This is a genomic window from Stutzerimonas sp. C6.4V (assembly GCF_058536345.1).
Window position 1 is genome coordinate 2659698 of record NZ_JBZUBM010000001.1, and the last position, 13623, is coordinate 2673320.

14 protein-coding genes are annotated in these 13623 nt (G+C 61.2%); 10 read left to right on the plus strand and 4 right to left on the minus strand.

Annotated features, from left to right (window positions below; all coding sequences use genetic code 11):
* Window positions 1–21: 21 nt before the first annotated feature.
* The 6 genes from AC4LFW_RS12425 to AC4LFW_RS12450 all read left to right on the plus strand — a co-directional run bounded on the left by AC4LFW_RS12425 (window position 22) and on the right by AC4LFW_RS12450 (window position 7836).
* Entirely contained in the window at window positions 22–333 is a 312-nt protein-coding gene (locus AC4LFW_RS12425; RefSeq protein WP_491819368.1) for a DUF1652 domain-containing protein, read from the plus strand.
* Window positions 334–358: 25 nt separating this feature from the next.
* On the plus strand, window positions 359–1054 hold the full coding sequence (locus AC4LFW_RS12430; RefSeq protein ID WP_491819370.1) for an SDR family oxidoreductase: 696 nt from the start codon (window positions 359–361) through the stop codon (window positions 1052–1054).
* Window positions 1055–1214: 160 nt separating this feature from the next.
* Window positions 1215–2510 carry an ergothioneine biosynthesis protein EgtB gene (egtB, locus tag AC4LFW_RS12435; protein ID WP_491819372.1) on the plus strand — a complete coding sequence of 432 codons (1296 nt, stop codon included), beginning with the start codon at window positions 1215–1217 and terminating at the stop codon, window positions 2508–2510.
* Between the two features lie 3 nt (window positions 2511–2513).
* Complete coding sequence (gene egtD, locus AC4LFW_RS12440; RefSeq protein WP_491819373.1) at window positions 2514–3479, plus strand: L-histidine N(alpha)-methyltransferase; 966 nt, start codon at window positions 2514–2516, stop codon at window positions 3477–3479.
* On the plus strand, window positions 3476–5227 hold the full coding sequence (locus tag AC4LFW_RS12445) for a S8/S53 family peptidase (RefSeq protein ID WP_491819375.1): 1752 nt from the start codon (window positions 3476–3478) through the stop codon (window positions 5225–5227). Before egtD ends, AC4LFW_RS12445 begins: the two co-directional genes overlap by 4 nt.
* 500 nt (window positions 5228–5727) lie before the next feature.
* On the plus strand, window positions 5728–7836 hold the full coding sequence (locus tag AC4LFW_RS12450) for a glycoside hydrolase family 5 protein (protein ID WP_491819377.1): 2109 nt from the start codon (window positions 5728–5730) through the stop codon (window positions 7834–7836).
* 43 nt (window positions 7837–7879) lie between these two features.
* Here the strand turns inward: AC4LFW_RS12450 and AC4LFW_RS12455 are convergent, their stop codons facing one another.
* Entirely contained in the window at window positions 7880–8257 is a 378-nt protein-coding gene (locus AC4LFW_RS12455) for a transcriptional regulator (RefSeq protein WP_491820218.1), read from the minus strand.
* A 154-nt stretch (window positions 8258–8411) separates the two neighbouring features.
* On the opposite strand from AC4LFW_RS12455, the gene AC4LFW_RS12460 reads away from it, so the two are divergent.
* Window positions 8412–8708, plus strand: a complete 297-nt coding sequence (locus AC4LFW_RS12460; protein ID WP_491819379.1) for a hypothetical protein — start codon at window positions 8412–8414, stop codon at window positions 8706–8708.
* Between the two features lie 43 nt (window positions 8709–8751).
* Here the strand turns inward: AC4LFW_RS12460 and AC4LFW_RS12465 are convergent, their stop codons facing one another.
* Together AC4LFW_RS12465 and AC4LFW_RS12470 are read right to left on the minus strand one after the other, a co-directional pair.
* Window positions 8752–10086, minus strand: a complete 1335-nt coding sequence (locus AC4LFW_RS12465) for a DEAD/DEAH box helicase (RefSeq protein ID WP_491819381.1) — start codon at window positions 10084–10086, stop codon at window positions 8752–8754.
* A gap of 168 nt (window positions 10087–10254) precedes the next feature.
* Complete coding sequence (locus tag AC4LFW_RS12470) at window positions 10255–10584, minus strand: 3-phosphoglycerate kinase (protein ID WP_491819382.1); 330 nt, start codon at window positions 10582–10584, stop codon at window positions 10255–10257.
* A gap of 67 nt (window positions 10585–10651) precedes the next feature.
* Here AC4LFW_RS12470 and AC4LFW_RS12475 point away from each other — a divergent pair, with 67 nt between their 5' ends.
* The 3 genes from AC4LFW_RS12475 to AC4LFW_RS12485 all read left to right on the plus strand — a co-directional run bounded on the left by AC4LFW_RS12475 (window position 10652) and on the right by AC4LFW_RS12485 (window position 12683).
* Window positions 10652–11584, plus strand: a complete 933-nt coding sequence (locus AC4LFW_RS12475) for a LysR family transcriptional regulator (RefSeq protein ID WP_491819383.1) — start codon at window positions 10652–10654, stop codon at window positions 11582–11584.
* A 58-nt stretch (window positions 11585–11642) separates the two neighbouring features.
* Window positions 11643–12197: a peptidylprolyl isomerase gene (locus AC4LFW_RS12480; RefSeq protein WP_491820220.1), complete on the plus strand. Its 555-nt coding sequence runs from the start codon at window positions 11643–11645 to the stop codon at window positions 12195–12197.
* 72 nt (window positions 12198–12269) lie between these two features.
* Window positions 12270–12683, plus strand: a complete 414-nt coding sequence (locus tag AC4LFW_RS12485) for a DUF6306 domain-containing protein (RefSeq protein WP_491819384.1) — start codon at window positions 12270–12272, stop codon at window positions 12681–12683.
* A gap of 33 nt (window positions 12684–12716) precedes the next feature.
* Here AC4LFW_RS12485 and AC4LFW_RS12490 read toward each other — a convergent pair whose 3' ends face one another.
* The gene (locus tag AC4LFW_RS12490; RefSeq protein ID WP_491819385.1) at window positions 12717–13613 is read right to left on the minus strand and encodes a CHAD domain-containing protein; all 897 of its coding nucleotides are present in this window, start codon (window positions 13611–13613) and stop codon (window positions 12717–12719) included.
* Window positions 13614–13623 lie beyond the last annotated feature (10 nt).

Sequence of the window (13623 nt, forward strand, 5' to 3'; positions counted from 1 at the left end):
GCCCGTCGAAGGAGAAACCCCATGAACAACCAAGCCCTGAACCTGGACGAAGCGATGCAGCTCGTCTCCGAAGCCTTCCTGCCCTGCGGTTGCGTCACCAGCGCCAACCCGGACGACGACAGTTTCGGCTTTACCGTGATGTCGGCTAGCGGCACCGAGCTGCTGCGCGTGCCCGGCGTGTCGCACGATGAGTACAGCAATCCGCAGCACCTGGGAACTGTCATCGAGCAGGCGCGGCTGGATGTCGAGGAAAAGGACCAGCGCCTCGAGCCCTGGACCATGCCTTCGATTACCGACGGCACCGGCATTCCGGAAACTCCACCCAATTACTGATAGCGGCTACCAGACGAGGATGACCATGAGCGATCCCGTTCTACTGATCACCGGCGCCTCCTCCGGGATTGGCGCTGCCACTGCCCGCCTCGCCTCCCAAGCGGGCTATCGGGTCGCCCTGGCAGCGCGCTCCGAGCACCGGCTGACGGAGCTGGTAAGCGAACTCGGAGGTGCCGAGCGCGCGCTGGCGATTCGCTGTGACGTCAAGGAGTACGCAGAGCAGCAGGCCATGGTGCGACAGGTGCTCGATCACTTCGGCCAGCTCGATGCGGTCTATGCCAATGCCGGCATGCCGGGCAGCGAAGGCGGCTTCAGTGGCGCCGACCCGGAGGTCTGGCGCGAAATGCTGCTGACCAACGTGTACGGCGTCGGCCTGACCTTGCGCTGCAGCCTCGAGGCACTCAAGGCCAGTCGCGGACATCTGCTGCTGACGGGCTCTGCAGCGGGACGTTTCGTGATCCCCGGGTCAATGTACAGCGCCAGCAAATGGGCGGTGACCGGCATGGGCCTGAGCGTACGCGAGGAACTGCGCGGCACCGGCGTACGCGTAACGCTTATCGAGCCTGGCATGGTCGACACGCCCCTGTTCGACGAGCCTCCCGCCTATGCCATGCAGCCGGAAGACATCGGCCGCGCCGTGGTCTATGCGCTGTCCCAGCCGACGCATGTCGACGTCAACGAAATACTGATTCGCCCAACGCCTCCCATCGAGGGCAGCTGAGTCACCCGGATGCCTGAGATCGGTAGCTAACCGGCGGCTCGCTACCAACCGCTGGAATACAGCAGGGCCGGCATCAGGCCGCTGGGCTTTGCCAGAAACTTTTACGTCCCGCTTCGGGTCGCTTATAGAGGCCATTCGGACAACTGCAGGGGGAGCGTCAATGGGTAATCTGGCAGAACAGCGTGTGCAGCAACCGGCACTGGCCGATCTGGACTACCTGCTGCAACGCTTCCGACAGGTCCGCGCCACCAGCGAAGCGATCTGCGCGACGCTGCAGGTGGAGGATTACGTCATCCAGAGTATGCCTGACGTCAGCCCGCCGAAATGGCACCTGGCCCACATCAGCTGGTTCTTCGAGGCCTTTCTGCTAAAGCCCTATCTGCCAGGCTACAAACCGCTCAACGACGCGTATGACCATCTGTTCAATTCGTACTACGAAACCCACAGCACGCCCTTTCCCCGAACTCAGCGTGGTCTGATCTCCCGTCCAGGCGTCGAGGACGTCTACCGGTTCCGTCAGCATGTCGACCGGGCAATGAGCGAGCTGTTGGTCAACCCGCCGCAACGGCATGCGGCCGAGATCATGCACAGGGTCGAGCTGGGCCTGCAGCACGAGCAGCAGCATCAGGAATTGTTGCTGATGGACATCAAGCACATCCTGGCGCAAAACCCGCTGCACCCGGTTTACCGCGACGATCTGAAGCCTGCGCCGGCGCTGCATAACGACCGCGTCCACTGGCACAGCTATGCCGGGGGCGTGCGCCATATCGGCCACGCGGGCAGTGGATTCGCCTTTGATTGCGAGACGCCGCGGCACCGGCAATTTGTCGAGGACTTCCAGCTGGCCGACCGCCCGGTGAGCAATCGCGAGTACCTGTCCTTCATCGCTGATGGCGGTTATGCACGCAGCGACCTGTGGCTTTCCGATGGCTGGGCGCATATCCGCCAGCATGGCTGGAACGCCCCGCTGTATTGGCTTCGAGAGGATAGCGGCTGGTGTGAGATGACCCTCGGCGGTCTGCAGCCCCTGGATCTCGAAGCGCCGGTCTGCCACGTCAGTTTCTACGAGGCGGACGCCTACGCCCGTTGGGCTGGTGCCCGACTGCCCACCGAGGCCGAGTGGGAGGTGGCGGCAGCCGAACTGCCTCGCCGCGGTAATTTTCTTGAAAGCGACCATCTGCAACCTGTAGCCACCAGTGTTCCCACCGACGGGCCTGCCCAGCTGTTCGGCGACGTCTGGGAATGGACTGCCAGTGCCTACCGGCCCTACCCCGGCTTTCATCCACTGGAAGGCAGCCTCGGCGAATACAACGGCAAGTTCATGTCAGGGCAGATGGTCTTGCGCGGTGGTTGCTGCGCCACGCCTGAATCCCATATACGCGCGACCTACCGCAACTTCTTTCAGCCGGCGATGCGCTGGCAATTCGCCGGGCTGCGCCTGGCCAGGGAGCTATGAAGCATGGCACTAGCCGTACATTTCCACGACCAGACGCAGCCGACCCACGACACCTCCTTGCGTGACGAGGCATTGGCAGGGTTCGCCGCCTCACCAAAGCACATCTCGCCGAAGTTCTTCTATGACCGTCGCGGCTCTGAACTTTTCGAACAGATCTGCCAGCAACCCGAATACTACGTAACCCGCACCGAAGAAAAGATCCTTGCGAAGGCGGCGAACGAGATCCTCGAAATCGCCGGGCCACAAACCGACCTGATCGAACTGGGCAGTGGCGCCAGCCGCAAGGTGCGCTTGCTGCTCGAAGGGCTACGTCCGGTCAGTTACCTGGGGATCGATATTTCCGAGGACTTCCTGCTCACCAGTACCCAGCGCCTGGCGGCGGATTATCCCTGGCTGGAGGTGCACGCAGCCTGTGCAGACTTCTCGGACGAACTGAAGCTGCCCGATGACTTCACCCTGCACCATCCGCTGGTGTTTTTTCCAGGATCGAGCATTGGCAACTTCACTCCCCTGGAAGCACGCAAGCTGCTCGGCCATCTGCACGAGATTCTTCCGCCCGGCGGCGGCTTGCTGATCGGCGTCGACCTGGTCAAGGACCGGAGCGTGCTCGAGGCTGCCTACAACGACCGCGCGCATGTGACCGCTGCCTTCAACCTCAACGTGCTGCAGCGCATCCGCCAGGAGCTGGACAGTGATATCGACCCGTCACGCTTTGCTCACCACGCCTTCTTCAATGAGCAGGATTCACGCATCGAAATGCACCTGGTCAGCCGCGAGGCTCAGGATGTCACCATCGAAGGTCAACGGTTCCATTTCGATGCCGGTGAAAGCCTGCACACCGAAAACTCCTACAAGTACAGCCTTCAATCCTTCGCCGATCTGGCCAATAGCGCCGGCTTCGATTGCAGTGGTCAATGGACCGACGCCCAGGACCTGTTCAGCGTGCACTACCTGCAACGTCGCCCATGAGGTCCGCTGCATCTCCGCTGATTGCTCTGGCCTTAGCCTGTGCCATCGGGCCTGCTACAGCCCAGGAACGAGCGTTACGACTGGAGGATCTGCAGCGTTGCGGCGACCTGTTTGCCACTGAACAGCTGACCTTCTGCCTGCGCAGCGAAGGGCTTGGCAGCGGTGGCCTGAAGGTAAAGCTCGGCGGCAAGGACGTCGATGCTCGCCAGACCGGGAACGGCCGACTACGCCTGACCCTGAATAAGGCCGACCATCAGAGCGGCCCGCTCTGGCTGGAACAGGGCAAGCGCCACAGCAATCCGGTGTGGCTCACCCTCAACGGCAGCCATGTAATTGCCGCCGGGCCGGATGAGGTCGCCAAAAACATGGACGACCTCACCACCTATGTGGATCTGGTGAGTCTGATCATCGAGGAAGACCACGACGGGCTGGAAGAATCGCGGCGCCTGGCCGAGAAGTACGGCGCTGAAGTCGTCGGCGCAATCGCGCCACTCAATACCTACCAGCTTCGTCTGCCGGTCACCGACCTCACCGAGCGCGACGCCCTTGTGCTGCGTCTGGGCAGTGAAGCAAGCGTGGATGCGGTCGTGGTGGAAGAGTCTGGTGCCGAAGAACCAGTGGAAGAAGACCAGCAAACCAAGCCTCGCAACAGTGAATGGGTGGCCAACCGCTTTCTCGATGCAGTTGACTTCTACCTGCACCGGCTGCCCGGCCAGAAGCCCCCCATAAAGACCCATCCGGTTCGGATCGGCATCGTCGAACGCGACGTCGATTTCGACTCACCCGAATTCATGGCGTACCTGGGCGGCTGTGACCCGACTGAGCCACGCACATGCGTCTATGCACGCGATGCCGAGTCACCAGACGATCACGGCACCAGCGTCACCGGCATCCTGGCGGCACGCAGCGTTGACCCCGCAGACAATGGCTTCCTCAGCGCGCTGGAACCCACCAGCTCCGGCTTCGAGGTGATCGTCGAGCGCAACTCGGATGCAGGCATCACCGCCAACATCGCAGCCTCGGTCAACATGGTGGAAGACGGCGTGCGCGTATTGAACTGGAGCTGGGGCATCCATCGCGTCGGTACGCTCGACGTGGACGGAAAGGAAATCGACTCGCTGGTGCGGTCGGGTATCGCCATGAGTGGCTATGAAGAATTGCTGGAAGAGTTCTTTCTCTGGCTGCGGCGCGAACATCCGGATGTGGTGGTGGTGAACTCCGCGGGTAATGGTTCGGCGTATTCCGGGCAGGACGACTATCGGCTGCCCTCTTCATTCATCACCGATCAGCTTCTGGTAGTGGGGGCGCATCAGCGCGACTTCAGCAAGGAGGTGCCGGTTGAACATCCCGAATACGTAACCAAGCGCCCGTCTTCCAATATCGACATGCGCGTCGATATCACGGCTTCGGCGTGCACCCGCGCGGCAACGCTGGAGCCGGGCAAGCGTGGCGAGGTGCATTGCGGCACCTCCTATGCCACGCCCATGGTGACGGGCGTGATTGGCGCGATGCTGTCCATCAATCCGTCGCTGACTCCCGAGCAGCTTCGAGAACTGCTGCGCCGCAGCGCGCTGACCATTGGCCGCAACAGTGATTTCGAAGCTGTCGAAGCCGACGATCTCACCGCGCCGATCCTGCCCTCCGAGCGTGGCTACAGGCTGGACAACCATGACATTGGCCGCTCGGCCCGCCTGGACATGCGCAAGGCGCTCGAGCTGACGACCGAAAGCCTGCAACAGGTCCGTTAGCGAAACAATGCGCCGCGCCTGACTCCCCGCCTCCCCTCACATCGGTATCCGCTTTTCACTGCCTCGGGCAGCGGGCGACCTTTCGGCCGTCTGCGAAACAAGTCGTAACAAAACCAAACAGTTAACTAACTGTATTTTGCCGCAATGCGCTGAACGCACCCGCATGAGATTTCGCCCGCCAAGCGGCATGAATAACAAATTTAACTTATTCAAATCAATAACTTATTAGGTTAAAGGCATTTTGATATTTATATGCCATTAGATAATGGCTAATAGCATGAATAATTAAAACCGTACTCATGTCGCATTTATTGGCGCCAAGATAACTTCATAAATTAACTATCGACCTATATAAAGGCTATCTGTCAGCGCAAGCGGATTTGGGTCCGCATCTGCGTTGCCTGGTGGCGTCGCCGGTCAATGCCTCGTTGTCCATGGATGCTTCCGCACTTTTGAAAGGCTTACCGCAGCCTTTTGTTGTTTAAGTTTCGGAGTCCGATATGTTTCCCAACTATGCCGCCTCGGCCGTCCCCAGGCTTTTGTTAAGCGCAACCCTGCTCGGCGCTGTAGCTTTTGGCCTGGTTTCCCAGACGGCCATTGCAGCCACTGCCAGCTTTCCGGCGACAGCCTCGGCAAGCACGACTGCACGCGTCAATAACTTCACAAGCAGCGAATGGCTAAAGGGTACCTGGCGCAAATCCGCAGGTTTTTCGATCCCTGCCACTGCAACGAACAAGGCGGCTTTCAAGAAGGGCGCATCCGTCAGGCTGGCGGATGGACAGGTACGAACCATCAAGGCGGTATATTTCTCAGGGGGTCACATGAGCGCGATGTTGTCAGGCGCGACCCTAAATGCCTCGACCCACGGTTATCCAAACTCGGTCTCCGCCCTGACTACAGGCTCCGCACAAACAACCGCTACCAAACCGGCCACCAGCACATCCCCTGCCGCCAGCGCCTCGACCCACAGCAGTGCGATCAACAACTACACCAACAGTGACTGGCAGAACGGCGTCTGGAGAAAGTCAGCCGGTTTCTCGATCCCGGCCAATAGCGCCAACACCACAGCGTTCAAACCCGGCGCCTCGGTCAAACTTGCCGACGGCCAGGTCCGCAAGGTCACCGCCGTCTACAGTTCAGGCAAGAACATGAGCGTGATGCTCTCTGGCTCTTCACTCAGCGGCAGCCTCGGCTACCCGAACAGGCTCTACACGGCGACTGCGACAACCGCACCAAGCACGCCGGCGACGCCCGCCCCCGTCAGCCAGCCCGCGGCCCCAACTGCCCCAGCCCCCAGCTCGCCGTCAGTCACGCCTGCGCTGACTGTCGCCCTCAATTCATTCAACGGCGGCGATTTTTTTGGCGGAATCTACCTGCGCTCGCCAGGGGTTTCGGTCAAGGACACCGATGCCAACAGAGCTGCCTTTCACAAAGGCGCAATGGTTCGATTCGCCGATGGCCAGGTTCGCACGGTCAAGCTCGTCTATCGATACGGGGGCAACATGACCGTCCTGCTTGATGGCAACCCGGTCGACGGCCGGCTGGTGGGTTATCCGCGAACCATTTCGGTCAGCAGTACCGGCTTCAGCCAACCGGCCACAGGCGGAAATGCCACCGCACCTTCGGCAGGCGTGGCGCCGGCCAACCCGATCAATCTCGTTGGCGTGAACCTGGCCGGCGCCGAGTTCAGCTCAGGAGACTTACCCGGGCGCTACAAGATCCATTACATCTACCCGGGCGAAGCCGACTTCAAGCGATACGCCAACATGGGCCTGAAGCTGGTCCGTCTGCCGTTTCGCTGGGAGCGCATCCAGCCGAAACTGAATCAGGACCTCAGCGGCGCCGAGCTCACCCGACTGCTGGCGACCCTTGACCACGCGAAGAAACACGACATCCAGATCATCCTGGACATGCATAACTACTACCGTTACTACGGCAAGCTGATCGCATCGAAGGAGGTTCCGGTCACGGCCTTCGCCGATAGCTGGAAGCGTATTGCACAGAAGGTCCTGAACCATCCGTCGGTGTATGGCTATGGGCTGATGAACGAACCCCACGCCACCAACGGCAAGTGGCCCGCTGCGGCGCTGGCAGCGGCCAAGGCGATCCGATCGGTCGACTCAAAGCGTTGGATATTTATCGCCGGCGACCGCTGGTCCAGTGCGTTTCATTGGCCATCGCACAACATCCAGCTGATCAGCGATCCCTGGATGCGGGACGCCAGGAACAACTTGGTGTATGAAGCACACCTGTATCTGGACGCGGACTATTCCGGAACCTACCGGGATGCGAAGGCCATATACGACCCCATGGAAGGCGTGAAGCGAGCCAAGCCCTTTGTGGAGTGGCTAAGCAAGAACAGGCTGCGCGGCTTCATCGGCGAACACGGCGCTCCCGACTTCTCACCCTCCGCCATCGTCGCTACGTACAATCTGCTGAAGTACCTGAACCAGAACTGCATCCCCAGCACCTATTGGGCCGGCGGACCCTGGTGGGGTGAATATGCCCTCGCCCTGGACGTACAGAGCGGCAAATCGCGGCCCCAGCTGCCCGTTCTGCTGAAACACGCCAGCAACAAATCTTGCGCGAACATCGGTCCGCTGAAGTAACCGGCGAAGCGCCCCGGGCATCCGGGGCGTTTCCAATCTGATCCTAGCCAGCCGCCAGACCGTCAAAGACCTCAGGTACCAGCGCCGCCTCGCCTTTCTCGTCGAGGCGTTGACGATTCGCGGTCCCGCCAGGTCCGCCTTCGAGCATTTCCATGAGGCGCACACCTCGATCGGTCAGAACAAAGTTCTCGCCGTTGCCGCCCTGCTCTTCAGGGCGGGCCACCATGAAGCCACCTTCGAACAGCGCGCTCTCATAGTTCTGAGCCTCTGCCTTCAGTGAATCCATGTTGGGCATCGGCTGGCCGGCCTCTTCCAAAGCCAAGGCGTGCTCGTCGGCATATTGCCGTGGCGTGAAGGTTTCATTGCCGGATTTCTGCGCTTCGCGCAGCAGGCGTAGCATCAGGTTCCAGTCGTAGCTCATGTCCGTTCTCCTGTCGCGCCGCTCCAGGGAGGCGGCTGTTGCTATTCGGACCGCGATCGCCTCGCCATGGTTCGATCCCAGCGCAGCCGCAAAAGGCTGAACTAAAGCGCCCGACTGACGATCCACCGAACAGGTCGTAACGAGGAGCGCACCAATGAAATCGCTGATGATTCCCCTGACTCTCGCCCTGCTGGCAAGCCAGCCCGTACTTGCAGACGAGTGCACCACTGACGTAATCAATGCCAAGGCCAAGCAGCTTGCCGATCGGGTCAACGAACTGACCGAAAGCGATCCCAAGCGAGCAGCGGAGATCAACCAGGAGCTGAGAGATATGGAGGTGAAGCAGACTGCCGAGCAGCTGGGCAATGAATGCGAAGCCTATGACAAGCGCCTCGAGCATGTTGAGCAGGCGGAGAAGGACGCCGACATCGCACCGGCAGAGAAACGCTGACGGCAGATACGAGCCGGGGCAGCGTTGGCCCCGGCTCAGTTCGTCATTCTGCGGCGGGTTTCTTGCGCCGCAGCGGGGCAAGCCCGTCCTGACTGACAATCTGTGAAGCCGGAGCGTTCCTGGGTCGCTTGGCCACCGGCTTCGCTGCGGGCTTGCCTTTCTTGTCCACCGCCTTTTTCTTGTCGTCCTTTTTCTTCTTGGTACCGGCAGCCTTGCCCGATGCCTTGAGGTTCTTCGGCCCGCCATAGCTGCCTTTCAAGCCCTTGATCACGCGGCGCTCGAAACGCTGCTTGAGATAGCGCTCGATGCTGGACATCAGATTCCAGTCGTTGTGGCAGATCAGCGAGATAGCCAGCCCTTCGGCGCCTGCACGGCCCGTACGGCCTATGCGATGCACATATTCGTCGCCGGACCGCGGCATGTCGAAGTTGATGACCAGATCCAGGCCCTCGATATCAAGCCCCCGCGCGGCTACGTCAGTTGCCACCAGTACCTTGACCCCGCCTTCCTTGACCCGGTCGATGGCCAGCTTGCGGTCTTTCTGGTCCTTGTCCCCGTGCAGCACGAAGGCCTTCACACCTTCGGCCACCAACCGGCCATACAAACGATCGGCCTGCACGCGGGTGTTGGTGAAGATCACCGCCTTCTTGTAGGTCTCGTTGGCCAGCAGCCAGTGCACCAGCTTTTCCTTATGCTCGGTGTCTTCCGCAGTGATGATCTGCTGGCGAGTGCCTTCGTTCAGTTCGCTGACGCGGTTGAGCTGCAGGTGCAAGGGATTGCGCAGTACGGCAGCCGTCATCTCGCGCAGCGCTGCGCCGCCGCTGGTGGCCGAGAACAGCAGGGTCTGCTGACGTTTCCCGCACTCACCCACCAGCCGCTGAACGTCTTCGGCAAAGCCCATGTCGAGCATACGGTCGGCTTCGTCGAGGATGAGCAATTCGACATCCTTGAGGACCAGGGTGCCGGCGTTCAGATGCTCGATCATGCGGCCCGGGGTGCCGATGAGGATATCCGGCACCTTGCGCAGAATCGCCGCCTGAACCTTGAAATCCTCGCCGCCGGTGATCATCGCCGACTTTATGAAGGTGAACTGCGAGAAGCGCTCGACCTCCTTGAGCGTCTGTTGAGCCAGTTCGCGGGTCGGCAGCAGGATCAGAGCACGGACGTCGGTACGTACCACCGCGTCACCGATCAGCCGGTTGAGCATCGGCAGTACGAAAGCGGCGGTCTTGCCGCTGCCGGTCTGAGCCGTCACGCGCAGGTCACGCCCTTCCAGCGCCGGAGGAATGGCCGCCACCTGCACCGGAGTCGGCTCGACGAATTTGAGTTCGGCGACCGCCTTCAGCAGGCGTTCATGGAGGGCGAATTGGTCAAACAAGGGTGATACCTCAAGGTGAAAAAAAACGTCGCATAGATTAACCCGTCCAGCGTAACCCGATGAGCCTTTGTGCAGCGCAACGGACAGGCAGCGTGCAAAAAACAGCTACATTGTGAGCACCGGGAAGGCCTGGCTGCAGACCGGACACCTGCGGTGTTCAGACGCGCTTCATTGCGGGTCGCAGGTGAGCTGGATGCGCAAGCGGATAACGTCACGCTTGAACTTGACGGTGACGGGCTTGCGTTCACCCGATTGCAGCGTGACATGTCGTGGGCGCGGCATTTCCGGTCCGTTGCGAAACACAGCGGTACACTCGACCGGGCGCTCTCCGAAGTTGTCCAGAACGAGGCCGGCCATGTCACGGTCGATGGTTTCCGGGCTGGCCAGCACTTCGGCGCCGTTGAGCTCCTGCTCCAGATCCACGGGGTAGCTGACGGCAACGGCAGTCAGTGGGAAGATGACAAGCGAAGCGAGCACAGCGAAGCAGTGTCTTTTCATTTTCAATGCGGCTCCTCGTGATGGCGAACGCCAGCCTACCAGACCGACGCAACAGGAAAACAATGGAATGAAAGTGCCCCGCGTGACCCTCGATCAGTGGCGAACCCTGCAAGCGGTGATCGACCACGGCGGTTTCGCCCAGGCCGCGGAAATGCTGCATCGCTCGCAGTCATCGGTGAGCTATACCGTAGCGCGCATGCAGGAGCAGCTGGGCGTGCCGCTGCTACGCATCGATGGGCGCAAGGCGGTACTGACCGATGCCGGTGAAGTGCTCCTGCGGCGCTCACGACAACTGGTCAACCAGGCCGGACAGCTCGAGGAGCTGGCACACCACATGGAACAGGGCTGGGAAGCCGAAGTACGCCTGGTGGTCGACGCGGCCTACCCCAATGCCAAACTGATCCGTGCGCTGACCGCGTTCATGCCGCTGAGCCGGGGCTGCCGGGTGCGTCTGCGCGAGGAAGTGCTATCCGGGGTTGAAGATGTACTCAAGGACGGCACCGCCGATCTGGCCATCAGCGGCCTCGACATTACCGGCTACCTCGGCCAGGAGCTGGGGACCGTGGAGTTTATCGCCGTCGCCCATCCCGATCACGCACTGCACCAGCTGCAGCGCAAGCTCAGCGTGCAGGATCTGCAAAGCCAGATGCAGGTAGTCGTGCGCGATTCCGGACAGCGTCAGCCGCGTGACAGCGGCTGGCTCGGCGCCGAGCAGCGCTGGACGGTGGGCAGCCTGGCCACCTCGGTCGGCTTTGTCAGCAGCGGGCTGGGCTTTGCCTGGCTGCCGCGCCACATGATCAGCCGCGAACTGGCTGAAGGCGCCCTCAAACCACTGCCTCTGATTCAAGGCAGCATCCGCCGACCACTGTTCTACCTCTACACGCACCCGGACAAACCCCTTGGCCCGGCTACACAGATTCTCATCGACCTGATCAGGACGTACGATGCGCAGGCACAATCGCCCGTTCAGGCAGTGTCCAACGCAACGCGTGAAGGCTGATGCATGCATCCGGCCTGCACGAACGGTGCTGACCCAGGATTCACCCAACCAGGAACACATTATGAAACGACTCCTACTCGCCGCCTGTTCGCTGCTGCTGGCCGGCAACCTGCTCGCTGCAGAGAACCCACACGTATTGCTCAATACCAGCATGGGCGAAATCGAAATCGAACTGGAGGCCGAGAAAGCCCCGGTCAGCGTGAAGAACTTCCTCGAATACGTGGAAAGCGGGTTTTACGACGGCACCGTATTCCACCGTGTGATCCCCGGTTTCATGATCCAGGGCGGCGGCTTCAATGAAGGGCTGAACCAGAAGAAGACTCGCGACCCGATCAAGAACGAAGCCGACAACGGCCTGCATAACGTACGCGGAACCCTGGCCATGGCCCGCACGCAGAACGTCGACTCAGCGACCAGTCAGTTCTTCATCAACCACCGTGACAACGACTTCCTGGACCATGGCAGCCGTGACTTCGGCTACGCCGTCTTCGCGAAAGTGGTGCGTGGCATGGACGTGGTCGATCAGATCGCCCAGGTGCCGACCGGCAACCGCAGCATGATGCAGAACGTTCCGCTGACGCCGGTAAAGATCGTCTCGGCGAAGAAACTCTAGCTTCGAAAGACCGGTCCACAGCCTGTGGCGGCCGATGTCGCTCAGGCTGTCAGGGCAACAGGAGACCCCCATATGACCGAGCAGAACCTGCTGAACACCACCGAAGGAGAAGCGAAACTCCTTCAGGACCTGCTGAGTGCCGAGCGCGCCGGGGCCAAGGTCGCTGGCGAAAGCCTGCAGCAATGCACCGACCCCGCGCAGCAGAAACTGCTCGAGCAGGTCCGCCAGGGCGAGGTCGACAGCTGCCGGCTGGTCCTGAACTGCTTGAATCACCTGGGCCTGGAACCCAACCGCGAGGTTGGCGCCTTCTATGGCAAGGCCATGGCCATCGAGTCACTGAATGAACGCCTGGCGTTCGTCGATCGAGGCCAGCAATGGGTCATCCGCAAGCTGCGCGAATATCTGCCCGGCTGCAACGATGAATTCATTCGCACTGAGCTGGAGAAAATGCTGAAGATTCATGAGATCAACAGCCAGGCCGCCTGACGCCTGGCCTTCGTGCAGCGCCGCTGGAACCGATCAGTCTGTAGCGCCGTCCCAATAGCGCTGCCAGCGCGCCACCAGTTCCTTCGGCGCATCCTGGTAGATTTCCTCGCCCAGCTTGAGTGCGGCGCTCTGCAACTCGCTGCGTCGCTCTGCGATGGCCGTGCCAAGTCGCTGGCGCAGGGCATCGCTACCGAACAACGCCGGCTGAGCCTGCATCAGCTCCGTCATCACCGCCAGGTCATGATCATCGCCCAGCAGATCCGCCAGCTCCTTGAGCGAGTCGCTGCGCAGCTGCATCAGCTTCGGCCAGCTCGGCGCAAGTAGCCGCGTCTGGTACCAGTGATCCTTGACCCGCTTGCGCCACTGGTGAAGCTGCTCGTCGCTGAGGTCATGCCTGACCTTGGCCAGCTCGGCGCAGCCATCGGCGTAGGTGCGTCTGACTCCGCCGGCCAGCAACTCGAAGCCCTTGGCCTGAAGAGGCCAGGTGTCGACAGAGCTGCGGGCGTCCTTCAGCTCCTCGATGACCTTGCCAATATGCGTATCGAGGTCAGTGGGTCCGCTTTCGGCCTGCTTCGCACGGGTCTGCAGACGGCGTCGGGTCTGCTTGAAATCCGCCTCGCCGAACAGGTCGGGGAAACGCTTCGCCAGCGCATCCCAGCTTTCAAGCATGGCAGTGGCGTCACGCGACTCGGCCAGCGTTCGGCCGAGGTCACGCAACCGATGGTTTTCCCGCTGGAACTCGGCGCCCAGCGGCTTGCGTACCAGGCGCAGCAGTGCACGCAATTCCTTGAAACGTTTACGCGCCTGATGCACACCTTCGGCACGCTCCTGGGGTGGAACGCTCAGTGCCTCGATGGCTTTGTCGATGCCCTGCCGGGCGACTTTTCGCACCTCGGCGGCAGGGTCTTGCGGACGCAGCTGGTAACCCATGACAGCTCCC

Coding starts and splice junctions, on each gene's coding strand:
- AC4LFW_RS12425 (WP_491819368.1), top strand. CDS start 22: ATGAACAACCAAGCCCTGAACCTGGACGAAGCGATGCAGCTCGTCTCC.
- AC4LFW_RS12430 (WP_491819370.1), top strand. CDS start 359: ATGAGCGATCCCGTTCTACTGATCACCGGCGCCTCCTCCGGGATTGGC.
- egtB (WP_491819372.1), top strand. CDS start 1,215: ATGGGTAATCTGGCAGAACAGCGTGTGCAGCAACCGGCACTGGCCGAT.
- egtD (WP_491819373.1), top strand. CDS start 2,514: ATGGCACTAGCCGTACATTTCCACGACCAGACGCAGCCGACCCACGAC.
- AC4LFW_RS12445 (WP_491819375.1), top strand. CDS start 3,476: ATGAGGTCCGCTGCATCTCCGCTGATTGCTCTGGCCTTAGCCTGTGCC.
- AC4LFW_RS12450 (WP_491819377.1), top strand. CDS start 5,728: ATGTTTCCCAACTATGCCGCCTCGGCCGTCCCCAGGCTTTTGTTAAGC.
- AC4LFW_RS12455 (WP_491820218.1), bottom strand. CDS start 8,257: ATGAGCTACGACTGGAACCTGATGCTACGCCTGCTGCGCGAAGCGCAG.
- AC4LFW_RS12460 (WP_491819379.1), top strand. CDS start 8,412: ATGAAATCGCTGATGATTCCCCTGACTCTCGCCCTGCTGGCAAGCCAG.
- AC4LFW_RS12470 (WP_491819382.1), bottom strand. CDS start 10,584: ATGAAAAGACACTGCTTCGCTGTGCTCGCTTCGCTTGTCATCTTCCCA.
- AC4LFW_RS12475 (WP_491819383.1), top strand. CDS start 10,652: ATGAAAGTGCCCCGCGTGACCCTCGATCAGTGGCGAACCCTGCAAGCG.
- AC4LFW_RS12485 (WP_491819384.1), top strand. CDS start 12,270: ATGACCGAGCAGAACCTGCTGAACACCACCGAAGGAGAAGCGAAACTC.
- AC4LFW_RS12490 (WP_491819385.1), bottom strand. CDS start 13,613: ATGGGTTACCAGCTGCGTCCGCAAGACCCTGCCGCCGAGGTGCGAAAA.